General features: G+C 57.2%; 17 protein-coding genes. 12 read left to right on the top strand and 5 right to left on the bottom strand.

Translation table 11 applies throughout. From position 1 onward, the window contains the following. Positions 1-83: 83 nt before the first annotated feature. Entirely contained in the window at positions 84-413 is a 330-nt protein-coding gene (locus OKC31_RS00435; protein WP_270655921.1) for a translation initiation factor, read from the bottom strand. Positions 414-532: 119 nt separating this feature from the next. On the opposite strand from OKC31_RS00435, the gene OKC31_RS00430 reads away from it, so the two are divergent. The 3 genes from OKC31_RS00430 to OKC31_RS00420 all read left to right on the top strand — a co-directional run bounded on the left by OKC31_RS00430 (position 533) and on the right by OKC31_RS00420 (position 3,393). Further along, positions 533-760 carry a FeoA family protein gene (locus OKC31_RS00430; RefSeq protein ID WP_005337384.1) on the top strand — a complete coding sequence of 76 codons (228 nt, stop codon included), beginning with the start codon at positions 533-535 and terminating at the stop codon, positions 758-760. Between the two features lie 126 nt (positions 761-886). Further along, on the top strand, positions 887-3,157 hold the full coding sequence (feoB, locus tag OKC31_RS00425) for a Fe(2+) transporter permease subunit FeoB (RefSeq protein WP_270655919.1): 2,271 nt from the start codon (positions 887-889) through the stop codon (positions 3,155-3,157). After that, positions 3,154-3,393 carry a FeoC-like transcriptional regulator gene (locus OKC31_RS00420; RefSeq protein WP_270655917.1) on the top strand — a complete coding sequence of 80 codons (240 nt, stop codon included), beginning with the start codon at positions 3,154-3,156 and terminating at the stop codon, positions 3,391-3,393. The genes feoB and OKC31_RS00420 overlap by 4 nt, the downstream gene beginning before the upstream one ends. A gap of 94 nt (positions 3,394-3,487) precedes the next feature. On the opposite strand, the gene OKC31_RS00415 is transcribed toward OKC31_RS00420, so the two are convergent. Together OKC31_RS00415 and OKC31_RS00410 are read right to left on the bottom strand one after the other, a co-directional pair. Beyond that, the gene (locus OKC31_RS00415) at positions 3,488-4,138 is read right to left on the bottom strand and encodes a DUF2913 family protein (RefSeq protein WP_270655916.1); all 651 of its coding nucleotides are present in this window, start codon (positions 4,136-4,138) and stop codon (positions 3,488-3,490) included. Positions 4,139-4,236: 98 nt separating this feature from the next. After that, positions 4,237-5,532, bottom strand: a complete 1,296-nt coding sequence (locus tag OKC31_RS00410; protein WP_064341970.1) for a DEAD/DEAH box helicase — start codon at positions 5,530-5,532, stop codon at positions 4,237-4,239. A 287-nt stretch (positions 5,533-5,819) separates the two neighbouring features. Here OKC31_RS00410 and OKC31_RS00405 point away from each other — a divergent pair, with 287 nt between their 5' ends. Together OKC31_RS00405 and OKC31_RS00400 are read left to right on the top strand one after the other, a co-directional pair. Beyond that, positions 5,820-6,398, top strand: a complete 579-nt coding sequence (locus tag OKC31_RS00405) for an O-methyltransferase (protein WP_270655913.1) — start codon at positions 5,820-5,822, stop codon at positions 6,396-6,398. An 11-nt stretch (positions 6,399-6,409) separates the two neighbouring features. Beyond that, positions 6,410-6,808: a nuclear transport factor 2 family protein gene (locus OKC31_RS00400; protein WP_064341968.1), complete on the top strand. Its 399-nt coding sequence runs from the start codon at positions 6,410-6,412 to the stop codon at positions 6,806-6,808. Between the two features lie 91 nt (positions 6,809-6,899). On the opposite strand, the gene OKC31_RS00395 is transcribed toward OKC31_RS00400, so the two are convergent. After that, a complete protein-coding gene (locus tag OKC31_RS00395) occupies positions 6,900-8,315 on the bottom strand; it encodes an FAD-dependent oxidoreductase (RefSeq protein ID WP_201946056.1) in 1,416 nt (471 codons plus the stop codon). 12 nt (positions 8,316-8,327) lie between these two features. Then, positions 8,328-12,785, bottom strand: coding sequence for a glutamate synthase large subunit (gene gltB, locus OKC31_RS00390; protein WP_270655912.1), 4,458 nt, complete (start codon positions 12,783-12,785; stop codon positions 8,328-8,330). A gap of 611 nt (positions 12,786-13,396) precedes the next feature. Here gltB and OKC31_RS00385 point away from each other — a divergent pair. The 7 genes from OKC31_RS00385 to OKC31_RS00355 form a co-directional block, all read left to right on the top strand. After that, positions 13,397-14,326 carry a TIGR01212 family radical SAM protein gene (locus OKC31_RS00385; protein ID WP_042083735.1) on the top strand — a complete coding sequence of 310 codons (930 nt, stop codon included), beginning with the start codon at positions 13,397-13,399 and terminating at the stop codon, positions 14,324-14,326. Between the two features lie 377 nt (positions 14,327-14,703). After that, entirely contained in the window at positions 14,704-16,848 is a 2,145-nt protein-coding gene (locus OKC31_RS00380) for a type I secretion system permease/ATPase (RefSeq protein WP_005350980.1), read from the top strand. Further along, positions 16,841-18,274, top strand: a complete 1,434-nt coding sequence (locus tag OKC31_RS00375; RefSeq protein ID WP_005350982.1) for an HlyD family type I secretion periplasmic adaptor subunit — start codon at positions 16,841-16,843, stop codon at positions 18,272-18,274. The genes OKC31_RS00380 and OKC31_RS00375 overlap by 8 nt, the downstream gene beginning before the upstream one ends. Before the next feature lie 37 nt (positions 18,275-18,311). Further along, entirely contained in the window at positions 18,312-19,637 is a 1,326-nt protein-coding gene (locus OKC31_RS00370; protein WP_005359768.1) for a TolC family outer membrane protein, read from the top strand. A gap of 135 nt (positions 19,638-19,772) precedes the next feature. Continuing rightward, positions 19,773-20,525 (top strand): transglutaminase-like cysteine peptidase, encoded by a 753-nt coding sequence (locus OKC31_RS00365; protein ID WP_005350994.1) that lies wholly within the window; start codon positions 19,773-19,775, stop codon positions 20,523-20,525. Positions 20,526-20,528: 3 nt separating this feature from the next. Further along, complete coding sequence (locus tag OKC31_RS00360) at positions 20,529-22,454, top strand: EAL domain-containing protein (RefSeq protein ID WP_270655911.1); 1,926 nt, start codon at positions 20,529-20,531, stop codon at positions 22,452-22,454. 263 nt (positions 22,455-22,717) lie between these two features. Next, positions 22,718-24,938: retention module-containing protein (locus OKC31_RS00355; protein WP_270655910.1), on the top strand; the 2,221-nt coding region annotated here is incomplete at its 3' end.

The raw sequence follows: 24,938 nt of genomic DNA, 5'->3' as shown, positions 1-24,938 counted from the left end.
AATGGATGGCACCGGCGTGCGAGACTACTCCCCCTCGATGGGAGCGGGCATTCTAGGGAAAAACCGCATGAGTGACAAGGGGATCAGCCACCCACCAGCTTGACGCTGAAACCGGCTTTCTCCAGCTCGGTTTTGATCAGGTCCCGTTTATCCCCCTGGATCTCGATCACTCCCTCCTTGATACCGCCTCCGGTGCCGCACTTTTTCTTGAGCAGGGTGGCCAGGGATTTTTGCTGATCGGCGGGTACGCCATGAATGGTGATCACCCCGGCACCCTTGCGCCCCTTGGTCTCGCGGCGAATGCGCACGGTGCCGTCGGTGGGGAAGGGGGAGGCGGATTGGGGAGCGCTCAGCTCCTTGATCATGCCGCCATCTGTGCTGTAAACGAGGCGGCTGTTGTTGTCGTGACTCATGGCAATACTTTATGGGTTAGCTAAGCGGAGTTTGATTTTACTCAAATAAAAGTTGAAGACACAGCTTATAATGCCCCAAGTAAAAGCGAATTATTATTGTTTAACTTCAGGAGTCAGTCATGGTACTCACGCAGTTGTCACCGGGACAGAGTGCTCGCATCAAGAATATGAATCAGCTCGCCCGGCCGCTGCGCCGCAAACTGATGGTGATGGGCCTGTTGCCCCAGACTGAAGTCATCTATCTGCGCTCCGCCCCCCTGGGGGACCCGCTCCAGATCCAGTGCCAGGGGATCTGTCTCTCCATGCAAAAGAGTCTGGCCCAGCAAATAGAAGTCGAGCCGGTATAACCCCCTGTTCGGCTACCGCTTCGGTCAAGAAAGTCACCGGGAGCGGTTCAGAGACAAGAAGTAGAACCTGCAAAGCGGCTTGCCACACGCGCGGCGGGTTCAGAAGAAAATAGAGGTAGAGCTGGTATGAATTATTCCCTGGTAACGGTAGGTAACCCCAATAGCGGCAAGACCTCCCTGTTCAACGCCCTGACCGGCGCCCGCCAGCAGGTAGGCAACTGGAGTGGCGTCACCGTCGACAAGAAGATGGGTGAGTTCAGCGCGGGTGAACATCACTTCAAGCTGATGGATCTGCCCGGCATCTATAGCCTGGCCAGTCAGGATGGCAGTCTGGACGAGCAGATCGCCAGCCGCTTTGCCCAGGGCCAACAACCCGACCTGCTGCTCAACGTCATCGACGCCGCCAATCTGGAGCGCTCCCTCTACCTCACGCTGCAACTGCGCGAACTGGGCCTGCCCATGGTGGTGGTGCTCAACAAGCTGGATATCCTGCAAAAGCGCCGCATCGTCATCGACGAGAGCAAGCTCGGCAAATCCCTCGGTTGCTCGGTGGTGGCCCTCTCTGCCCACAACAGCAAGCAGGTTGCCGCCTTCAAGCAGCAGATCCGCCAGTTTATCGGTCAGCCGCAAGCCGCCTTACAGCTCGATTACGGCCACGCGCTTGAAACCGATCTGGCGGAGCTGGAGACCCTGCTCGCCCCGCATCACCTCACTACCCGTGGCCGCGCCCTGCGCCTGCTGGAAGAGGATGCGGTGATGCAGGAGACCCTGCTGCCCGGTCAGCACGCGGCCGCCACCAATGTAGTGGCCCGCGCCCATCAGGGACAGGATATCGACCTGCAACTGGCGGATATTCGCTACGGCCATATCCACCAGTGGGTACAACAGGCTCGTCAGCAGAAGGGCAAGCTCACCGAGGCCCAGAGCGAGTGGCTGGATCGGGTGCTGCTCAATCGCTGGATTGGCATCCCCTTCTTCCTGTTTGTCATGTACCTGATGTTCCTGTTTGCCATCAACGTTGGCAGCGCCTTTATCGACTTCTTTGACATCATGGGCGGCGCCCTGTTTGTCGATGGGGTGCACCACCTGCTGGGGCTGGTCAATGCCCCCGAGTGGCTGGGCGCCATTCTGGCTGATGGCTTTGGTGTCGGCTTGCAGACCGTGGCCACCTTTATTCCGGTGATTGGCTGCCTCTATCTGTTCCTCGCGGTGTTGGAGAGCTCCGGCTATCTGGCCCGTGCCGCCTTCGTGGTGGATGCCCTGATGCGCCGCCTCGGCCTGCCGGGCAAGGCGTTCGTGCCGATGCTGATGGGCTTTGGCTGTACCGTCCCCTCGGTGATGGCGACCCGCACACTCAACTCCGAGCGGGAGCGGCTGATGACCTCCGCCATGGCCCCCTTCATGTCGTGCGGTGCCCGTCTGCCGGTTTACGCCCTGTTTGCGGTGGCTTTCTTCGCCGAGTCAGGTCAGAACCTGGTGTTCGGTCTCTACCTCATCGGCATTCTGGTGGCGGTGCTCACCGGCCTGTTGCTGCGCAGCACCCTGCTGCCAGGCAAGAGCGACTCCATGCTGATGGAGATGCCGGATTACGAGTGGCCGCGTCCGGTCAACGTTGCCATCAAGACCTGGCAGAAGCTCAAATCCTTCGTCTTTGGCGCAGGTAAAACCATCGTGCTGGTGGTTGCCGTGCTGAGCGTGCTTAACTCCTTGGGTACCGATGGCAGCTTCGGCCATCAGGAGCAGGAGAGCTCGGTCCTGAGCAAGATAAGCCAGGCGGTGACCCCGGTGCTGCACCCCATAGGTGTACGCGATGACAACTGGCAAGCCACGGTCGGTATTGTCACCGGTATCTTCGCCAAAGAGGCGGTGGTCGGTACCCTCAACAGCCTCTACGCTGGTGGTGGCGATGCAGAGGAGGAGAGCGAGTTCTCGCTGGTGGCCAGTTTCCACGAGGCGATCGATGCCGTGGCGGCCAATCTGGCGGAGATCAACCCGAGCGACCCGATGGGATTGTCTGTCGGTGAGCTGGATGATCAGCAGGCAGCTGCCGAAGCGCAGGAGGTCGATGTCTCCACCTACGGTAATATGCAGACCCACTTCGACGGGGCGGCCGGTGCCTTTGCCTACCTCTTGTTCGTGCTGCTCTACATGCCTTGCGCCGCAGCCATGGGCGCGCTGGTGCGGGAAACCGGTCGCCAGTGGGCGCTGATGACGGCGGTATGGTGCAACTATATGGCCTTTATGTGCGCGACCCTCTTCTATCAGGTCGCGACCTTCGCCGCTCACCCGGAGCAGAGCCTGTTCTGGATCGTCAGCTACGGCCTCTCTCTGGTGTTGCTCTGGTGGGCCGGTCGCCGTCACGGTGACATCGTTGCCCGCAAGGTGGTGACCTTATGATCCTGCGCGAGCTGGGGGATTACCTCGCCGTGCAGCAGAAGGTGAGCCGGCGTGAGCTGGCTCGCCACTTCCACACCTCGGAAGATGCGGTGGAGGCCATGCTCGGCGTCTGGATGCGCAAGGGGCGGGTCATCAAACGTGAAAGCCGTATCTGTGGTGGCAGTTGCTGCGGCAAGAGCGAGGAGGTGATGTTCGAGTGGTGTGACGCGGGCCAGATTGGCATCAAGATCCGCTAAACGACTACCCAACCTCATCACCAAAGATCGAACAATAAAAAACGGCAGATCCTGCGCAAGGGTCTGCCGTTTTTATTGCTGAAAACAGGCGGGATCAGGCGCTCTGGCGAGCCTCGCTCAGCAGTGCCAGCGCCGGTTGGGCGTTGTCCGGCATCAGCCGGTAGGCCTTGTGGTGTTTGACCAGGGTGGTCTTCTTGTTGCCCTGGCTCAGCAGCAGGCCGTGCTTGAAGGCCGCCTCGGCCAGCACCTTCTCGTCACCGCGCACATAGAGGGTGAGGGGTTTGACAAGCTCACCGTCCTCGATATGGCCTGCATATTCGCTATGGCTTACCACCAGACTCGCCTGACCGCCCGATTGCAGGCGCAGCTTGGCGTTCACTTCGCTCTCGGTCAGCACCAGCCAGCCTGCCGCCGTCAGATCCTCCAGCAGGGCCGCCAGCTTGGCTCCCAATTGCTGCGGATTGGTCATGGCGCACTGGTATTGGAAGGCGATGCGCTCCAGCAATCCCTTGAGATCGGCGCCCGCACCCAGAGTGCGGCCAAGCTGCACCCAAGCTTTCAAATCTTCCATCACCAGACGGGAGAAGCGCTTCTCCTTGAGGGAGTCGGCCATCCAGGTGCAGAGAAAGTGGCTCTCTTGCGCCGGAGTGCGCTTGCCCGCCTTTTGCTCGGCGGTGCGGGCCAGTTCGGCCAGGCTCTGGGTGGCCATCTCGAACAGGGCCTGATTGTAGGTCGGAGAGGTCATAAGCAATCCTTCAGTTGACCACCAGGGGCCAACACCGATGACAGAGATGGCAAAGGCGCCAGTGGCGCCTTTGCGGTTCAATAGAGCAACTGCCCGCCTTATTTCGGCTGACGGGGCTTCTTGGCGGCGGCCAGACGCTTGAGGCGCTGACCCTGCAGCTTGGCTTCGGCCATCACCTGGGCCACGGCGTTATCTTCACGCTGCGGGCGCTTGCCGAAGCGGCGACGCTCCTGCAACTGCTTGATCAGCTCGTCACGGCTGCTCACCTCGTAGCCCGGCACCATGATGCGGCGGATCTTCTGGCCGATCAGGGCCTCGATCTCCAGCAGGGTGCGCTCCTCTTCACGGCTGACGAAGGAGATGGCCATGCCGCGCTTGCCGGCACGACCGGTACGGCCGATGCGGTGCACGTAATCTTCCGCCAGGAACGGCAGATCGTAGTTGACCACGTATTCCAGGCTCGGAATGTCCAGACCACGGGCGGCCACTTCGGTGGCGACCAGTACCCGTACCTTGCCTTCCATGAATTCGCGCAGGGCGCGGCGACGGTTGCCCTGAGCCTTCTCTCCATGGACCACGGCGGACTTGATGCCGTCGAGGTTCAGCTCCTCGACCAGCACATCACAGCTCTCGCGGGTACTGGCGAACACCAGCACCTGCTGCCAGTTCTGCTTGCCAATCAGCTCTGAGAGCAGCTCGCGCTTGCGCTTCTGCTCGACCGGATAGACGGTGTGGCTGACGGTGTCGGCGGTGGAGTTCTGCTTGTTGACGCTGACGATCTGCGGTCTGTCCAGCATCAGGTTGGCCAGCTTCTTCACCGCGTCGGAGAAGGTGGCGGAGAAGAGCAGGTTTTGACGGGTCTTGTTGACCGCTTGCAGGATCTTCTGCACATCGGCACTGAAGCCCATGTCGAGGATGCGATCCGCTTCATCCATCACCAGACACTCGACGCCGGAGAGGCTGAGGTTGCAGGCGGTGAGGTGCTCCAGCAGGCGGCCCGGGGTGGCCACAATGATGTGGGCGCCCGCTTTGAGCTTCTTGGCCTGCACGTCCTGCTTGCCACCGCCGACGATGGTGATGGTGGTGATATCGAGATACTTGGCGAAGTCATTGATGTTGCTCGCCACCTGAGCCGCCAGCTCGCGGGTCGGGGTCAGGATCAGCACACGGGCGTTGGAAGGCTGGACCGGAGCCGGATTGTCTACCAGACGCTGCAAGATGGGCAGTGCGAAGGCGGCGGTCTTGCCGGTACCGGTCTGGGCGCTGGCCAGCACATCGCGGCCACGGCGAATGGCCGGGATCGCCTGTTGCTGCACAGGGGTCATCTCCTGATAACCGCAATCTGAGACAGCACGCAAAATCTCGGGGGCAAAATCGAACGATTCAAATCTCATAATGGGTTCCTGTGTTCCAGCTGGGCTGTGTTTGGCTTGGTTAGCTCGGCATGAGCGAGACGGAGGTTGTAACCACCGACGGCTGCGCCTGACATCAAGTCAGAGAGTGAGCCGGAAAATGGCGGGCGCGAAGTGTAACAGATAGACGTCACAAATTCTGCCTCAAATGGTTGTCCTTTTCTCATCCTTTGTGGTGTGAATGGCGGTTGAAAGCAATCATTTGACTCCCAAAGACCAAGCCAAGAGCAGTGGGTGAACGGATTTGGACAAGGACGAAAGGGATATCGATGGAACTGGAACAGTTAAAACGCCAGCTGGAGCAGCTTGGCGAGCGCAATGACAGCATGCAGCAGGCACGCCAGCGCAAGCTGCTCAATATCACCCGCGACACGGGGGAGTTGCTGTCAGTGCTGGTGCAGACCCGTGGGGCGCAGGCGGTGCTGGAGATTGGCACATCCAATGGTTACTCCACGCTTTGGCTGGCAGAAGCGGTGCGTCGGCTGGAGGGGCACGTGACCACCATTGAGCTGGATGAGGATAAGCGCGTACAGGCCCATGACAACTTTCAGCAGGCAGGGTTGGCCCCCTGGGTAACCTTGCTGGCAGGGGATGCGAGTGTGCTGTTACCGACCTTGCCGCAAGCCGGCTATCAGCTCATCTTCCTCGATTCGGATCGTCAGCACTACCGGGCATGGTGGCCGCAGATCCGCCGCCTGCTGGCACCCCGTGGCCTGCTGGTGGTTGATAACGCCATCTCCCATCGCAGCGAGATGGTGGAGTGGATGAACGAGGTCGGGCAGGATCCGGCCTTTGCCACCTCGCTGGTGCCGGTCGGCAAGGGGGAGTGGCTGGTGGTGCGTGTGTAGGGAGAGTGAGTATGGAATTGAACACCATGGAGCCAAAAGCAGTGGTAGAGGCCTATTGGCAGGAGATGCAGAGCAATGACTTTGCGAAGGCGGCAAGCTGGCTGGGAGATGATTTTTTCTGTGACTGGCCCCAATCGGGAGAACGGATTGTGGGGCGAGAGAATTTTATTGAGATCAATCGTCGCTACCCCGCAGCTGGCCTGTGGCGCTTCGAGATTGTCCGTCTTCTGGCACAAGGGAGTGAGGTGGTCAGTGAGGTGCTGGTCAGCGATGGGGTCGTAAATGCTCGCGCCATCACATTTCACCATGTTGCGGAAGGTAAAATTCAACAGCAGACCGAGTATTGGCCCGATGAGTATGCCGCGCCAGAATGGCGCAGTTCTTGGGTTTGTCCGATGCCAAAGAGTTAGCCATCGCTATTCACTGGCGGCATGTCAAAGAAATCAGCCCCGCATTGGCGGGGCTGATAGTGAAAGCGCATCAGGGTCTTGGCCGGTCGGATCAGACCGCCAGATAGTCCATGATCCCTTCGGCCGCCTTGCGCCCTTCGTAGATGGCGGTCACCACCAGATCGGAGCCACGTACCGCGTCGCCACCGGCGAACACCTTGGGGTTGCTGGTCTGGAAGGCATACTCCGCCTGCTCGCGGGCCTTGATGCGATCCCGGTTGTCGAGCTCGATGCCGAACTCCGCCATCCAGGGCTGGGGGTTGGGCTGGAAGCCAAACGCCATCACCACCGCATCGGCAGCCAGCACCTGCTCGGAGCCCTCGATGATCACCGGATTGCGGCGGCCATTGGCGTCGGGTTCACCCAGCTCGGTGCTCACCACCTTGATGCCGACGGTGCGGCCATGGGCATCCAGCTCGACAGCTACCGGTTGCAGGTTGAACATGAATTCAACCCCCTCCTCGCGGGCGTTTTTCACCTCCCGCTTGGAGCCCGGCATGTTCTCCTCGTCGCGGCGATAGGCACAGATCACCTTGGCGGCCCCCTGACGGATGGCGGTACGTACACAGTCCATGGCGGTATCGCCACCGCCCAGCACCACCACCTGCTTGCCGGCGAAGTCGATATAGTCGGCTTGCGCCTTCTCGAACCCCAGCAAGCGGTTGGCGTTGGCGATGAGGTAGGGCAGTGCGTCATAGACTCCCGGCGCCTCTTCGTTGGCAAAGCCGCCCTTCATGTACTTGTAGGTACCGACCCCGAGGAAGACCGCATCGAACTCGCCGAGCAGGTCGGCGAAGGTGATGTCCTTGCCCACTTCGGTCTCGAGACGAAACTCCACGCCCATCCCCTGGAAGATCTCGCGGCGACGCTGCATCACCTCTTTTTCCAGCTTGAAGGAGGGGATACCGAAAGTGAGCAGGCCACCGATCTCCGGATACTTGTCAAACACCACCGGGGTGACGCCATTGCGTGCCAGCACATCGGCACAGGCGAGGCCTGCAGGGCCGGCACCGATGACGGCGACCCGCTTGCCGGTCTTGACCACGTTCGAGAGATCCGGCTTCCAGCCCATCTCGAACGCCTTGTCGGTGATGTATTTTTCGATGTTGCCGATGGTCACCGCGCCGAAGCGATCGTTGAGGGTGCAGGAGCCCTCACAGAGGCGATCCTGCGGGCAGACCCGACCGCACACTTCCGGCAGGCTGTTGGTCTGGTGGGAGAGCTCCACCGCCTCCAGAATGCGCCCCTCTTTGGCCAGCTTCAGCCAGTTGGGGATGTAGTTGTGGACCGGACACTTCCACTCGCAGTAGGGGTTGCCGCACTCGAGGCAGCGATCCGCCTGCATCTGTACCTGCGGCTGATTGAAGGACTCGTAGATCTCCACAAACTGGATTTTGCGGATCTTGAGCGGCTTCTTGGGCGGGTCGACCCGCTGCACATCGATAAACTGAAATACGTTCTGGCTCATAGGGTTCCCTCCTTATTGCGCCTGGATTCTGAGTTCTGCACTGGAACGGCTGGTGTGACCCAGCAGCGATTTCACGTCGCTGGACTTGGGTTTGATCAGCCTGAACTTGGGCACATAGGAGTCGAAGTTGGCCAGGATCTCCTCGGCGCGCGAGCTGCCGGTCTCATTGAGGTGCGCCGTGATGATGCCGCGCAGGTGCTCCTGATGGATGGCGAGATCCGCCACGTCCAGCAGTTCCACCAGCTCGGGGTTGGTGCGCTTGGCGAAGTTGCCGCATTCGTCGAGCACGTAGGCAAAGCCACCGGTCATACCCGCCGCGAAGTTGACGCCGGTCTGACCGAGTACGGTGACGATGCCGCCGGTCATGTATTCACAACCGTTGTCGCCAATTCCCTCGACCACCGCCAAGGCGCCTGAGTTGCGCACCGCGAAACGCTCGCCGGCAGTGCCCGCGGCGTAGAGTTTGCCGCCGGTGGCGCCGTAGAGGCAGGTGTTGCCGATGATGGCCGCTTCATGGGATTTGAACGCCACACCGACATGGGGCTTGATCACCAGCTTGCCGCCGGTCATCCCCTTGCCCACGTAGTCGTTGGCGTCACCGGTGAGGATCATCTCAAGGCCACCCGCGTTCCAGACGCCGAAGCTCTGACCCGCGGTACCGTTGAAGTGCACCTTGACCGGATCCGCCGCCATCCCCTGATTGCCGTGACGTTTGACGATCTCGCCCGAGAGGCGCGCACCCACCGAGCGGTCGGTGTTGCGAATGTCGTAGCGGAACTCGCCGCCGCTTGAGGTTTCCACCGCTTCCAGCAGATCTTCCACCATCTTGAGGTTGAGCGGCCCCTTGTCGAAGGTGGGGTTGTGCTGCTGGCTGAACAGGCTGGAGCCTGCTGGTGCTACCGGACGGGCCAGAATGCCAGAGAGATCCAGCTTGGCCTGACGAGCGGTGAGGCCGGGCAGGGCTTCCAGCAGATCGGTGCGGCCAATCAGGTCGGTCAGCTGGGTGACGCCGAGCTGGGCCATCAGCTCGCGGGTCTCCTCGGCGATAAACTTGAAGTAGTTCATCACCATCTCCGGCAGGCCGGTAAAGTGCTCGCGCCGCAGCTTCTCATCCTGAGTGGCAACGCCTGTGGCGCAGTTGTTCAGGTGGCAAATACGCAGGTATTTGCAACCGAGCGCCACCATGGGGCCGGTGCCAAAGCCGAAGCTCTCGGCGCCGAGGATGGCCGCCTTGATGATGTCGAGGCCGGTTTTGAGACCGCCATCCACCTGCAGCCGCACCTTGTGGCGCAGACCGTTGGCGACCAGCGCCTGCTGGGTCTCGGCCAGGCCCAGCTCCCACGGGGAGCCGGCATATTTGACCGAGGTGAGGGGGCTGGCGCCAGTGCCACCGTCATAACCGGAGATGGTGATGAAGTCGGCATAGGCCTTGGCCACGCCGCAGGCGATGGTGCCCACGCCGGGCTCGGAGACCAGTTTCACCGACACCAGACAGCTTGGGTTGATCTGCTTGATGTCGAAGATGAGCTGGGCCAGATCCTCGATGGAGTAGATGTCGTGGTGCGGCGGCGGTGAAATCAGGGTCACGCCGGGCACGGAATAACGCAGCTGGGCGATCTGGGCCGTCACCTTGTCACCGGGCAGCTGGCCACCTTCGCCGGGCTTGGCACCCTGAGCCACCTTGATTTGCACCACATCGGCGTTCATCAGGTAGTGGGGGGTGACGCCAAAGCGGCCGGAAGCCACCTGCTTGATGCGGGAGTTCTTCTCGGTACCGAAACGCTTGGGATCTTCGCCACCTTCGCCGGAGTTGCTCTGACCGCCGAGGCGGTTCATGGCGACAGCCAGTGCCTCGTGGGCCTCAGGGCCGAGGGCACCGATGGACATGGCGGCGGAGTCGAAGCGGGGGAACAACTTGTCGGCCGGCTCAACCTGATCCAGTGCGACCGGATTGTCGACCTTCTTCAGGGCAAGCAGATCGCGCAGGGTTGCAACCGGGCGCTCGTTCACCAGACGGGCGTACTCTTTGTAATCGGCATAGTTGCCGGAGCGCACCGCGGTTTGCAGGGTCTGTACCACGTCCGGGTTGTAGGTGTGGTACTCGCCGCCGTGGACGAACTTGAGCAGGCCGCCATGGGGGAGGGGCTTGCGCACCAGCCAGGCCTGACGGGCCAGATTGTGCTGATCCTGCTGGATGTCGGCAAAATCGGCACCCTGAATACGGCTCGATACGCCGCGGAAGCAGGTATCGACCACGGCTTTGGCAAGACCCACGGCTTCGAACAGTTGGGAGCAGCGATAGCTGGCGACCGTGCTGATGCCCATCTTGGACATCACCTTGTAGAGCCCCTTGTTGATGCCGTTGCGGTAGTTGACCATGGCCTGGCGCAGGGACATGGCGAGCACGCCCTCTTCAACCTGTTTGGCCAGGGTTTCGTAGGCGAGATAGGGGTAGATGGCGGTCGCGCCAAAGCCCAGCAGCACAGAGAAGTGGTGCGGGTCACGGCAGCTTGCAGTCTCCACCAGAATGTTGGCGTCGCAGCGCAGGTTGTTGTCCACCAGGGTGCGCTGCACTGCACCCACCGCCATGGCGGCCGGGATCGGCAGGGTGTCGGTGCTGATATCGCGATCCGACAGCACCAGCAGCACGGTGCCACTCTTGGCAGCAGTTTTGGCTTCGTCGCAGATGCGCACGATGGCCGCTTCCAGCCCCTCTTCGGGCTTGAAGTTGAGGCTGATCACCTGATGACGGTAGTACTCACCTTCCAGTGCCAGCAGCTGGTGGAAGTCGGAGTAGAGCAGGATCGGCGACTGGAACAGCACCCGGTGGGCGTGGCCGAAGGTCTCGTTGAAGACGTTCTGCTCGCGACCGATACAGGTGGCCAGCGACATGACGTGGTTTTCCCGCAGCGGATCGATGGGCGGGTTGGTCACCTGGGCAAACATCTGGCGGAAGTAGTCATAAAGGGTGCGCGGACCGGAGGAGAGCACCGCCATCGGGGTGTCATCCCCCATGGAGCCGACCGCTTCCTGACCGTTCTCACCCAGTACCCGGATGATCTGATCCAGCTCTTCGAAGGAGTAGCCAAACAGCTTCTGATAGGTTTTCAGCTGGTCGTCGGAGAACTCGCGGCTACCGGTCTGGCTGTCGTCCATCTGCTCGAAGGGGACCAGTCTGCGGCAATGTTTATCCATCCACTGCTTGTAGGTGTGGCGGTTTTTGAGATCGTCATCGATCTCGAAGCTGGTCCACACCTTGCCGTTGCTGGTATCCACCACGAACAGCTCGCCCGGGCCGACCCGGCCCTTCTCCAGCACTTCGTCCGGGGTGTAGTCCCAGGTACCGACTTCTGAGGCGAGGGTGATGAACTTGTCTTTGGTGATGACGTAGCGGGCCGGACGCAGACCGTTGCGATCAAGTGCGCAGGTGGCGTAGCGACCGTCGGTCATGACGATACCGGCCGGGCCGTCCCACGGCTCCATGTGCATGGAGTTGAAGTCGTAGAAGGCGCGCAGGTCGTCATCCATGTTCGGGTGCTTTTGCCATGCTGGCGGGATCAACAGGCGCATGGCGCGGAACAGGTCCATACCACCGGCGAGGAAGAGATCCAGCATGTTGTCGAGGCTGGAGGAGTCAGAGCCGGTGGTGTTGACGAAGGGGGCCGCTTCCTGCAAATCGGGAATGAGCGGCGTCGCAAACTTGTAGCTGCGCGCCTTGGCCCACTGGCGGTTGCCGGCGATGGTGTTGATCTCGCCGTTGTGGGCCAGATAGCGGAACGGCTGGGCCAGCGGCCAGCGCGGGCTGGTGTTGGTGGAGAAACGCTGGTGGAAGACGCAGATGGCCGCCTGCATACGGATGTCGGCGAGATCCAGATAGAAGCGCGGCAAGTCCACCGGCATGCACAGTCCTTTATAGACGGTGACCAGATTGGAGAGGCTGACCACATAGAAGTAGTCGTCGTTGACGCGCTTCTCGATGCGGCGGCGCACGATATAGAGGCGGCGCTCGAGATCCTTGTCGACCCAGCCGGGCGGGGCGTTGACAAAGACCTGTTCAATGCTGGGCAGGGAGGCTTTGGCGATGGTACCCAGTACGTTGGTATCGACGGGCACCTTGCGCCAGCCGACCAGACTCAGGGTCTCTTTTTCCAGCTCTTCATCGATGATGTCGCGGGTCTGCTGGGCCAATACGGGGTCAGGGTTGAGAAACAGCATGCCGACCGCATAGTTGCGGCCAAGGTGCCATCCCTTCTCCTCGGCGACAGCTCTGAAGAAGCTGTCCGGTTTTTGCAGCAGCAGACCGCAACCATCGCCGGTCTTGCCATCGGCGGAGATCCCGCCGCGGTGCTGCATGCGAGCCAATGCTGACATCGCGAGACGGACAAGCTTGTGGCTGGCTTCCCCTTCCATGTGGGCCAACAGGCCGAAGCCACAGTTATCCCTCTCCAGCTTTGGATCATATAGTGACATTGCATTTCTCCCTTGCTCGGCCTTGTATCGCACAGTCATCACCTGACTGCATAAATTGCGATTGGCTCTTGTGGTTCCGTCTGCCTGACGTGGCGAATCTCCAAACTAATGGGATTTTCTGGCGAGGTCAATCGCAGGTCAGGTTTGTCTTCATGGTTACATTCGCATAACAAAATGTCGGGTTAGGGGGATTAGCTCGCAGTTATGGAGTGTTTATTCTGTGTGGTTTGATTTTGTTGGTTAAATATATCGCCATTGACGGGCTCAATGGTGCGCTCGGCGACGATGGGCGAATGTAGTAATTTTACCAACCCGATGTGGCCGACAGCGGAAGGGATCACATTTTCAATATCCCATGCTTGCAATTGTGTGCTGTCGGGTCTCTTTGAATTTTTCATTGTTCAACAGTGGGTTATCAGGTCTCATTTTCATATGGATGTTTACTGTTTGAACCGTCAAAGAACTGTAAAAATCCTTTTTTTGCGCTTTTTCTCTATATTTATTCAAAATTGATCGGGTATTTATATGTTTTACCCTCTCCGCTAGCTTGATCCAGCTCAGCCCCTGTTTTGCGCAAGCTCGTACAATGGCGCTCCTTTAGCGGAGGTGTCATGCAGTTACACGAACTCGTCAATACATTCGGTCAGGACCTCAAGCAGCGTCATGGTCAGAAGATCCACAAACTCTCCATCCACGGGGCCTTCACCTGCCCGAACCGTGACGGCACCCTGGGCCGTGGTGGCTGCACCTTCTGCAACGTATCCTCTTTTGCTGACGAGTCGGCTCAGCAACTCTCCGTGGTGCAACAACTGTTGGCTCGCCGGGACGAAGTCACCCGTGCCAAGCGCTATCTTGCCTATTTTCAGGCCTATACCAGCACCTATGCCGAGGTCGAATATCTGCAGCGGATGTATGAAGAGGCGCTGTCAGTGAGCGATATGGTGGGGCTCTGTGTGGGCACTCGCCCCGATTGCGTGCCGGATGCGGTGCTGGATCTGTTGGCGGGCTATCAGGCCCGGGGTTACGAGGTGTGGCTGGAGCTCGGGCTGCAAAGTGCCAACGACAAGACCCTGCAACGGATCAACCGCGGCCACGGTTATGCCGCCTATGAGGATGCGGTAAGACGTGCCCATCAGCGCGGCATCAAGGTATGTGCTCATCTGATCGTCGGCCTGCCGGGGGAGGTGCCGATGGACAGCCTCGATACCCTGCATCGCATCGTTGAGACCGGTGTTGAGGGGATCAAGTTGCATCCGCTTCATGTGGTTGAGGGTAGCACTCTTGGCAAGGCATGGCAGGCGGGGCGCCTTGAGGTATTGACGCTGGAGCAGTATGTGGAGGCGGCCGTTGCCATGATCCAGCACACGCCGCCCGAGGTGGTGTATCACCGGATTTCGGCCTCCGCGCGCCGTCCGACTCTGTTGGCGCCAGCCTGGTGTGAAAACCGCTGGACGGCCATGGCGGACATTGCCAAAGCACTCTCATTGAACGGCCCGCAAGGTCACGCGTTGGGCAGACCCTTCATACTTCCTGACCTATAATTGAGCGCCAGATTATTATTTTCACGTAAAACATAGGGTTATATAAAAAACTTCATACCCTAAACTATAGTTTTGGTACGTGCCGGTTGATATAGTGGTGCGCCATAATAAATGTCATTATCAATTAACTCCGACATTCACCCTGATTGCAGTGTTAGCATGGTGTTGATGAGCCGATTATTTTTACCAATAACGAATCATGCCGCCATTGCTGCTGTGCCGGGAAATTGGCGATGAGTGTCGCGATCTATCTGGACAGGTTTATCCCCTGATCAGTCTCATCAGCGGGAAGGCCACTCGGTTTTAGCGTGGCTATAGCAGGGAAATATGAGCGATGAACGCTCTTATCTACCTCATTTATGCAGTGACAGGATGCTATGCAAGCAGAAACAAGTCGTATTGATGAGTTATTGGAGTGTCTGGTCTTCTTGACCCGTTTTTATGGTGTGCCCAACAGTCAGGATGCCCTGACGACCGGGTTGCCACTGGTCTCCGGACGCCTGACTACCGCACTCTTTTGCCGTGCTGCCGAGCGGGGCGGGTTATCCGCCCGTGAAGTGATCCAGCCACTGGCTGATATCTCTCCCTTGCTGCTGCCTTGCGTATTGCAGATGCGCAGTGGTGGCGCCTGCATTTTGCTGGAGTGGAACGAAGATCGCAGCCAGGGGAAAGTGATTTTCCCGCAGGCTGGTGATGCCGCGCAATGGCTGACCGCAGCCCAATTGGGTGATGAGTATCTGGGGCGCCTCTTCTATGTAAAGAAGCAGTTCAAGTTTGACGAGCGCTCTCCCAAGGTGCTGGAAACCCGTGATGGACACTGGTTCTGGAGCACCTTGTTCGAATCCCGCGGTATCTATCGCGATGTGCTGATCGCCTCCATTCTTATCAACCTGTTTGCCATCGCCAGTCCGCTCTTTACCATGAACGTTTATGACAAGATTGTGCCCAATCTGGCGTTTGATTCGCTCTGGGTGCTGGCGGTCGGGGCCATGGTGGTCTTTACCTTCGATTTTGTGATGCGGCAGTTGCGTAGTTACTTTATCGACATTGCCGGTAAAAAGTCTGATGTGCTGCTGTCCGCCAAGATTTTCGCCAAGGTGATGGGCATGAGGATGGAGTCTCGTCCCGCTTCCACTGGCGCGTTCGCCAAACATCTGCAGGAATTTGAATCGGTGCGGGAGTTTTTCACCTCCGCAACGGTTTCTACTCTTATCGATCTCCCTTTTGCTGTCTTCTTCCTTTTTATTATCTGGATGTTTGCAGGCGTTATGGTGGTGGTTCCCATCGTCGCCATGCTGATCCTCATCGCCTACAGCTTCTATATTCAAGAGCCCCTCAAGCAGTCCATCGAAGAGGGGTCACGCCTTGCGTCCCAGAAGAACGCCAACCTGATTGAAAGTATTTCCGGGCTGGAAACAGTCAAGATTTTCGGCGCCGAGAGCATGTTCCAGCATCGCTGGGAACAGGCTGTCTCCCATATTTCCACCTGGGGTGTACAGACCCGCCGCATTACCAACTCCATGTCCTCGTTGGCCAGTTATATCCAGCAGGTGGTGACGGTCGGTCTGGTGATCGTCGGTGTTTACCAGATCTCCGAAGGTTTGGTTACCATGGGGGGCATGATTGCTGCCGTGATGCTCTCGAGCCGCGCCATTGCGCCTATGGTGCAACTCTCCGTGTTGTCGACCCGTTATAACCAGGCCAAATCTGCACTGGATATTCTGGAAAAAATCATGCAAACCCCGGGTGAGCAGGAGGAAGGCAAGCAATATATCCATCATCCGGTGATTGCCGGTCGAATTGAATTCGAAAATGTCTCCTTCAAATATCCGGGAATGGAAACCAGCACCCTGCACAATATCAATTTGCGCATTCAGCCGGGCGAAAAGGTGGCGATTATCGGCCGGATTGGGGCGGGTAAAACGACCCTCGAGAAGTTGTTGATGGGACTGTATCGACCGACCGATGGCTCGGTACGTATCGATGGCTTTGAACTCGATCAACTGCCACCTGCGGTGATCCGTCGCAATATCGGCTGTGTTCCCCAAGATGTCATTCTCTTTTTCGGATCGGTGCGGGACAACATCATGCTGGGTAATCCGCTGGTGGATGATGTGAGAGTCTTGCGCGCAGCCAAGCGGGCGGGTGTCACCAACTTTACCAACCGGGATCCCAACGGGCTAGATCGGCAGATAGGTGAGGGGGGGCGTCAGCTCTCCGGTGGCCAGCGTCAGTCGATCCTGCTGGCACGCGCCCTGCTCAATGATCCCCCCATTCTGGTGATGGATGAGCCGACCTCCAACATGGACAACCAGTCCGAGATGCAGGTCAAACAGGAGCTCGCCAGACTGGGCCCGGAAACCACATTGATCCTCATCACTCACAAAACCTCGATGCTGGATGTGGCATCGCGAGTGATCGTCATCGAGCAGGGGCAGATCGTTGCTGATGGCCCCAAAGAGGTGGTGTTGCAGCAGTTGAAGGAAGGCAAGGTGCGCGTGCAGGAGGTGTCCCATGGTTAAGGGGCTCATGGACTGGTTCAAGCGCAGCAAAAAGACGCCTTCCGGCGAGGTATTGCCAGCACCCGAGCATCTGGAGTTTGTCGATGACGGCGCGGCAGCTGTACTGCTGACCACGCCGACGGGTGCTCGTATCCTGCTATGGTGCTGTTTCCTCTTTTTCATGAGTGCCATCGTCTGGGCGGCCTGGGCCGAACTGGATGAAGTCACCGTGGGTCAGGGCAAGGTTATTCCGTCCCGTCAGCTGCAGGTGATCCAGAACCTGGAAGGGGGGATCGTCAAAGAGATCTTCGTCAAAGAGGGGGATATCGTCGAAAAGGGGCAGCCGCTGCTGCGCATTGATGACACCCGTTTCCGCTCCGACTTTAGAGAACGGGAGCAAGAGGTAGTCACCCTCAAGGGGGATGTGGCCCGTCTGCGCGCCGAGATGGCCAGCGTCGAGGTGAAAAACGACCCGGCACTGGGGTGGCGTGAACAGGTCGTGGTAGGTGAAGCGCCAATCCAGTTTCCCGATGGTTATGAAACCGTCTTTGCCGAATACGCACACCGTGAGCGGTCTGTACAGCGGGATCGCCTCAATAACCTGAAAAACCAGCTCTATATTCTTGGTCAGCAAATCGAACAGAAAGAGCAGGAGCTGATTGAACTGAATGCCAAGATCCGCACCGTGAATCGCAGTGTGGATTTGGCCAGACAGGAACTGAATATTAGCCGTCCGTTGGCGAAAGAAGGTATAGTGCCTCAAGTGGAGCTAATCAAGCTGGAGCGGCAGGTCAACGAGATGCAGGGGGAGCTGGAGAGCAACCGTCTGCTGATCCCAAAACTCAATTCGGTACTGCGTGAGACCATCTCCAAGCGTAATGATATTGCGCTGAAGTTCAGAGCAGACTCCCAGACTGAACTGAATGAGAAACAGGGGCGGCTTGGCCAGTTATCAGAAGGGCAGGTTGGCTTGCGAGACAGGGTTGACCGGACCAGCGTGATTGCTCCGCTCAAGGGCACCATCAAGAAACTCAAGATCAACACCCTGGGCGGCGTGGTTCAGCCCGGCATGGATTTGATGGAGATTGTGCCGTTGGAGGATACCTTGCTGGTAGAAGCCAAGGTGTCACCGAAAGATATCGCCTTCCTGCGACCGGGGCTGGATGCCATCGTCAAAATTACTGCCTACGACTTTACAATCTATGGAGGATTGCATGGCAAGGTTGAACAGATAAGTGCGGATTCGATCCAGGATGAGGAGGGGAACTCCTTTTATCTGGTTCGGGTTCGAACAGAGAAGAGTTACTTGGGCGATGAGCTTAACGCACTTCCCATCATCCCCGGTATGTTAGCCAGTGCTGATATCATTACTGGTAAAAAAAGTGTCCTAGACTATTTGCTTAAGCCGATTTTACGGGCAAAGCAGTCGGCACTGAGAGAACGATAAGCCAACAATCTAAAAACAAAACATGACTGGAGATAACATGAAAAAAACGATTGTTGCCATGCTGGTCAGTGGCTGCATCCTGATCCCGAGTTTGGGTCAGGCCCAGACTCTGGAAGAGTCGGTGGCACAGACACTTGCTACGCATCCCAAGATCAAGGAAGCGTTTGATCTGTATCAGGCACGACTCTATCAGCATGATGGAGCCAAGGGGGGCTATTATCCTACGATCGATCTGCGTGGCGGCGTAGGCTATGAAAAAACTGACAGCCCTTCTACCCGCGCTGCCAGCGCCAACAGCAATATTGATGATTCCATGACTCGCAAAGAGGCTGGACTCAGTCTGCGGCAAATGTTGTTTGATGGCTTTGATGTCAGCAACAACGTCTCCAGAACCGAAGCTGAAGCCAATGCCCAGCGTCTGGCGATGATCTCCGAAGCTGAAAATACCGCGCTGCGAGTAGCTGAGGTCTACCTCAATATGCTGCGTCAGCAGGAGATTTTGGAACTCTCCAAACAGAACCTGGAAACCCACGAACAAATCCGCAGCGACATCAGCAAGCGGACTGATTCAGGGCTTGGTTCTACTGCGGATCAGACCCAGATTGAAGGTCGTGTTGCCCGGGCCTATTCAAATCAGGCCGCTGCTGAAAACAACTATCGCGACGCAGAGAGTGAATTTATTCGTGTCGTGAACGAGGTTCCCAAAGATCTGGTACAGCCGGTTCCCAATACCGAGCTTATCCCGACCAGCCTCGATAGTGCGCTGAAAACAGCGACCGAAGTCCACCCGACCCTGCTTTCCTCCTTGCAGGATATCGAAGCGGCCAAGTATCAGCATGAAGGTGCCAAATCCGGTTTCTACCCCAATGTAACATTCGAGGTCGATCAGAACTGGAATGAGGATATCGATGCGGTCAAAGGGCGCAACGATGATCTGACCGCAATGGTGCGCATGCGTTACAACCTGTTCCGTGGCGGTTCTGATGTGGCAGAGAGCAATGCAACATCGGCGCTCTACTCTCAGGCGAAAGACATTCATTTGAATGCGTTCCGCCAAGTAGAGGAAGGCACTCGTCTGGCCTGGAACGCGAAAGAGTCGCTGGCCAAGCAAAAGACCTTCCTGAAAGAGCATGTTGACGCCAGCTATGACACCGTACAGGCGTACAAGAAGCAGTTTGGGTTGGGTCAACGGACATTGCTGGACGTATTGAACACCGAGAACGAACTGTTTGAGGCGCGTCGCAGCTATATCACTGCCGAGTATGATGCACTGCTGGCGGACTATCGCATTCTCAACGCGACAGGCAGCCTGCTCAATGCATTTAGCGTCAAACAACCCGCTGAATGGCAGGCCAGGCAATAACCGTTTGTTCATGATCCCGCAGGGATCATGAACGCCAACATGGTGACTGCTGCTGGCAGTCACCATGTTTGGCTAACGCAGGTTGTTGTACGGGCTTTGAGGAGTGCAGCAGTAATAATGCAGCAGGAATATGACGTGACACTCCAGCGTGGTACCGGTAGCAGATGGTGTTATCTTCTCAATGAATGGAGATACCGATCGCTACGCGCTTTGCGCCACTCCTTATGGATCCTGCTGTTACCCTTCTCACTTCTGCTCTGTGCCAGCCAGCCTCTGCCACAGGAAGATCTCAACTTGATCAAGCGGGCGGAGCAGACCTATGGCGCCAGAGCCGGCAAGCGTGTAACCAGTTGGCGTATGCTGGTCATGGAGACGAAGGGCAGGGCCCTGAGCGAAGAAAAAAAGCTTGAGCGGGTAAATAATTTTTTCAATCGGATGCGTTTTATTGACGATATCAAGTTGTGGCGCAAAAAGGATTATTGGGCAACCCCGCTAGAATTTTTGGGAGCCGCCGGGGGAGACTGTGAAGATTTCAGTATCGCCAAATACTCTACGCTGCTCGAGCTTGGGATCCCGGATGATAAAATGCGGATGGTGTACGTTAAGGCTCTTGATTACAACCAGTTTCACATGGTGGTGGCATATTATGAGACACCCTCTTCCGTTCCGGTTATTTTGGATAATTTGATAGGCTCGATTCGCCCAGCCACACAGCGGCGTGATCTGGTGCCTATTTACAGTTTTAACGGTAGTCACTTGTGGTTGATGAAGGCACGAGGCCAAGGGGAACTGGCTGGTCAATCATCCCGCTTGGGATTATGGAATGATTTACGCAATCGCATGACCTCGGGGCGATTGGCTCGGCCAGTGGTGAATTTGGATGATTAACCTATGACGCTCTATCGACAGTTATTAGCCACCATGCTGCTGCTGTTTGGATTGTTATTTGCGGCCACATACTGGGTGCAATTCAATTCAACCCGCACTTATCTGGCGCAGCAACAGGAAACAACGGTCATCAATACGGCAACCTCGCTGGGGCTTGCGCTCACCCCCTATCTGGAAAACGGTGACAAGGTCGGTGCCGAGTCGGTGATCCAGGCCATTTTTGATGGTGGCTATTATCGACTGGTTCGCCTTGATCTGCTGGCATCAAAGGATGTCATCGAGCAGGAAAATACCAACAATATTCAGGGGGTACCGCGGTGGTTTGTAAATTTGGGACTTTTTCCTGAGGTATCCAACGAATCAATTCTGACATCTGGCTGGTTGCAGCTTGGAAAATTAAAAGTAGTGGGTCACCCCGGCCAGGCTTATTACGAGTTGTGGCGGGGGATGAGCGAGCTGGCGAGCTGGTTTCTGGTCGGCTTTTTGATCACCACAATTTTGTTGATGAGAGCACTCAACTACTTGCTCAAGCCACTCAAACAGATCTGTGATCAAGCCGTCGAGATTGAGCTGCACCATTTCGGTCATACAATCCCGGAGCCTAAAACCCATGAATTGAAGCAGGTCGTTCAGGCGATCAACACCCTCTCAAGCAAGTTGGCGTTGCAGTTTAAAGAGCAAGCCGATGAGGCCGAGAAATTGCGTGAGCGGGTTTATGTCGATGCCGTGTCGGGGCTTGGCAACCGAGCCTATTTTGTGGGTCAGGTAAACGCATGGATCGCGGAGGCTGGCCAAGGTGGCGTCATGCTGGTTGCGGTCGACATGCTGGATGATATCTATCGCGATGAAGGCTTTGCTGCCCGCGACAACATGGTCAAATCGATAGCTCAGGCTTTGAAAGAGCAATTAAAAGGGTGGGATGGCGCAGCCTTGGCACGGATCTCCGCGACGGAATATGCGCTGCTCTGTCCAACTGACGATCTCACTCAGTTAAAAGAGCTGGCTGAAGTGATTAATAGCCGCATTGCCGATCTGGTGGTGAATCCAATGGGCGAAGGGGATGCGCTCTCCGTCATCGGTATTGCCGGTCGTGATGGTAATGATGATCTCTCTGCCTTGTTGACCAAAGCCGATAATGCGCTTGGCAAAGCGCGCAATGAACGCCGTGGTGCTGTGGTGATGGAAGGGGGGGCCGAGCAAGGTTTGATGGGGCGTTTGGCCTGGCGAGATCTGGTACAAGATGCCATTTCACGACAACTTTGGCGCTTCAAAGCCCAACCAGCTTGCCGGTTTGATAATGGAGCAAGGTTGCATGCCGAGCTGTTTGCTTCTATCTCTCGGGATGGCACTGATTATTTTGCAGGTCAGTTCTTGCCCGCGATTGAACAGTTCAAATTGGGTGGCGAGTTTGACCAAGCGGTGCTTGATGCTTGCGTTCCATTACTGCAAAAACAGTCTGATCTGGTACTGGCGATCAACATCACTGCTGGCTCGCTCTGCTCGGATGAATTTTTAACCTGGCTGACGCGCTATCTGACCGAGCATGCAGAGCTCAAAGAGCGGTTGTTATTTGAAATACCTGAAGCTGCCATCATGAAACATAAAGACAACGTGGCTGCGTTGGTTGGCACCTTGCAAGCTCATGGCTTCCAGTGGGGGGTTGACCACTATGGTCGTCACTTCCAGTCTCTGGGCTATCTGGAGGAGCTGTCGCCGGCTTATGTCAAGGTCGATCACGGTTATACCAGTCAGGTCATGGAGCCGGGGGCTGACACCTCATTCCTGGCTGCAGTGTGTCGCGCCGCACACAATGCCGGTGTGACCACCATTGCGACCCGTGTCGAGGATCAACATCAAGTGGAACTGCTGTCCAAGTTGCATATCGATGGTTACCAGGGATTTGTTCATCCTGCCTTCCCATTGTCTTGAACTAAATGCTGGAAATGGCCCCGATAGGGGCCTTTTTTATACCAGTCACTTCTCTTTTCGCCATTTTTCTATAACCAACTCAAGGTCAGCCTTGAATGGGGCTGTGTCTAGGGTTCTGATTTGTATTAAGAAATTCCAACTCTTCGATTTTTTTCCGTCCATTTGTTGAATTCCTCTCGAACGTACGCTTTTTTGCAACGGAACAGTGCGCTATCTCCTTCTACGGTGTAGACATCAAGATCTGTCACCTTGGAGCAATGGATATGCGTACCCAAATCATCGACAAGTCCGTGGTTGTCTCAGCTATAGAAGGCAATGTGGAGATTGTGCTGGCTGATGGAAGCAGCCGCCCTCTGCAAAAAGGGGAAATTCTCCAACCCGGAGCAAAATTGGCCATAGCTGATGACGCCAAGCTGGCTCTTTCCCCTTATGACGATACTCCAGCATCGGATGTTCCGGCCGGTTCCGAGTCCGCTGAACCTGCTCAACCGCAAGTGGCGGCCAGCCAGGAAGGCGCACCTTCAGATATTGCCGCATTGCAAGAATCGATTCTGCAGGGTGTTGACCCGACTCAAAACTTTGAGGCTTCTGCTGCTGGTGGGGCTCCAGCGGCCGGTGGTGGTGGCGGTATTGGTGGGGTTGCGGGGGCCAGTGGTAATGGTGGTTTCGTCACAATTGATCGAACTGGCGATGCCACGATAGCGGCTGCAGGGTTTGATACCACTTACGATACGGCCGCTGTCATCAATGAGAATCAGGCCGAAGATTTGATTCTTGAAAATCAGCTTGATGATTTGGGCGAAACCACCGTAACCCTGGAAGACACTCAGGTCAGTGGGAATTTGCTCGACAATAGTACCAATCCAGATGGACCCGCTGATGCCTCCATCGTTTCATATGACTGGGGTATCAATATCGGAGTCCCTGCCGGTGTTGCTGCCACCATTACCGGAGTGGGCACGCTGATCATCAATCCGGATGGGAGCTATACCTTTACTCCGGCTCCTAACTATGATGGTGCAGTTCCGCCGGTGAACTATCAGGTAACTGATGGCCAGGATACAGTGACTTCAACACTCGTTATCTCCATTACTCCGGTAGATGAGGCAGTAGGCCTTGATGGGCTGACTCTGGAAGGGGGAGAGGTGTTGGTCAGTGATGCCAATCTGGCGGATGGTTCAACCCCCAATGCGACAGCGTTGACTCAAGGTGGAGTATTTACCTTCAGCGCCCCCGATGGCGTGCAAACGCTGGCGATCGGGGTGATCCAGTTGATCAGCAATGGCACTGTGGTTACTCTGCCTGTATCCATTGAGACACCGCTGGGCAATGGATTGCAAATCACCGCAATAACCTACGATCCCGTTACCGGTAACGGCAGTGTCTCCTACAGCTATACCCTCCTTGATAATGAAGCTCATCAACAACCCGCTTCTGACCTGCAATTGGGTGAGAGCCTAACGGTGACCTTGACTGATGATGACGGTGATACAGCCAGCGCAACATTGGACATCGTTATTCAGGATGATGTGCCTATCCAGGATGTGGGGGTGGCCGAAGAGGCTAATTTGGGTGGATTGTCGGCCAGTCTGGACGAGACGGTTGGCAAAGAGGATACCTACAGCGAAAGTGATGTGAATGACGGCTATGTCAGTGATGACGTAGAGGGTGCACTGGCCCGGGCTACAACTGCGATTGAAGGTGGTTTGCTGTCACTGTTTACCAGCAGTGGCAGCTACGGTGCTGATGGTGCAGGTAGCATCACCGGCAGTTTCAGCTTTGTCGGAATTGGCGAAGCGGGGGTTGCCACCAACCTGTCGGCCACCAAAGGTGGTGAGATTACCCTCAATGCAGTGAGCGCGACCGAGCTGCAAGGGGTTGATGGTGAAGGAGATGTGGTCTTCAGCATCAAGATTGTGGTGGTAGATGGGGTATCCCAACTGCAGACCACCCAGTTTGAAGCCTTGTCTCATGACGACACCGGTTTGTTTGATGAATCACTGTCGCTGCTGCTCAGTGGGCAGAACAGTCTGGGACTGCAATACAGCGTGACCCGTGTGGACGGAGATGGCGATAGCGTGACCGACAGTGCCACGGTCAGTTTGATTGCGGGCGAGCGGTCGGTATTCAGCTTCGATGATGATGGCCCGCGTGCCGGGCTGGCAGAGAAAGCGCCGGCTCTGGGCGCGACCGTGGATGAAAGCCTGGCCAGCCTGGGGGGCGTTGGCAGCGACGGGGTGGCCAGTGCCACCCTGAGTGCGGCCACTGTGCAGGCCCAGTTCAACCCGGCCTTCGGGGCCGACGGGGCGGGCAGCATAGGCTACAGCCTGGCGCTGACCGGTACCAATGTGGCGAGCGGCCTGTATGCGGTCGATCCGGCTGCGGCCAACGGGCAGGGTGCCGCCATCGTGCTCAATCAGGTGGGCAACGTCATCACCGGCAGCGCCGGTGGGGTGGACTACTTCACCCTGACCATCAACCCGA

The organism is Aeromonas sp. Y293-4 (assembly GCF_027705905.1).
In the GTDB taxonomy this organism is placed as follows: Bacteria; Pseudomonadota; Gammaproteobacteria; order Enterobacterales; family Aeromonadaceae; genus Aeromonas; species Aeromonas veronii.
This window is presented reverse-complemented; position numbering and strand designations above follow the sequence as displayed.

Excerpts from the sequence above, each read along its gene's own strand:
- OKC31_RS00360 (WP_270655911.1), top strand. The coding sequence starts at position 20,529 with ATGACGCTCTATCGACAGTTATTAGCCACCATGCTGCTGCTGTTTGGA.
- OKC31_RS00370 (WP_005359768.1), top strand. The coding sequence starts at position 18,312 with ATGAAAAAAACGATTGTTGCCATGCTGGTCAGTGGCTGCATCCTGATC.
- OKC31_RS00405 (WP_270655913.1), top strand. The coding sequence starts at position 5,820 with ATGGAACTGGAACAGTTAAAACGCCAGCTGGAGCAGCTTGGCGAGCGC.
- OKC31_RS00400 (WP_064341968.1), top strand. The coding sequence starts at position 6,410 with ATGGAATTGAACACCATGGAGCCAAAAGCAGTGGTAGAGGCCTATTGG.
- OKC31_RS00375 (WP_005350982.1), top strand. The coding sequence starts at position 16,841 with ATGGTTAAGGGGCTCATGGACTGGTTCAAGCGCAGCAAAAAGACGCCT.
- OKC31_RS00420 (WP_270655917.1), top strand. The coding sequence starts at position 3,154 with ATGATCCTGCGCGAGCTGGGGGATTACCTCGCCGTGCAGCAGAAGGTG.
- OKC31_RS00380 (WP_005350980.1), top strand. The coding sequence starts at position 14,704 with ATGCAAGCAGAAACAAGTCGTATTGATGAGTTATTGGAGTGTCTGGTC.
- OKC31_RS00435 (WP_270655921.1), bottom strand. The coding sequence starts at position 413 with ATGAGTCACGACAACAACAGCCGCCTCGTTTACAGCACAGATGGCGGC.
- OKC31_RS00430 (WP_005337384.1), top strand. The coding sequence starts at position 533 with ATGGTACTCACGCAGTTGTCACCGGGACAGAGTGCTCGCATCAAGAAT.
- gltB (WP_270655912.1), bottom strand. The coding sequence starts at position 12,785 with ATGTCACTATATGATCCAAAGCTGGAGAGGGATAACTGTGGCTTCGGC.
- OKC31_RS00410 (WP_064341970.1), bottom strand. The coding sequence starts at position 5,532 with ATGAGATTTGAATCGTTCGATTTTGCCCCCGAGATTTTGCGTGCTGTC.
- OKC31_RS00415 (WP_270655916.1), bottom strand. The coding sequence starts at position 4,138 with ATGACCTCTCCGACCTACAATCAGGCCCTGTTCGAGATGGCCACCCAG.
- OKC31_RS00385 (WP_042083735.1), top strand. The coding sequence starts at position 13,397 with ATGCAGTTACACGAACTCGTCAATACATTCGGTCAGGACCTCAAGCAG.
- OKC31_RS00395 (WP_201946056.1), bottom strand. The coding sequence starts at position 8,315 with ATGAGCCAGAACGTATTTCAGTTTATCGATGTGCAGCGGGTCGACCCG.
- feoB (WP_270655919.1), top strand. The coding sequence starts at position 887 with ATGAATTATTCCCTGGTAACGGTAGGTAACCCCAATAGCGGCAAGACC.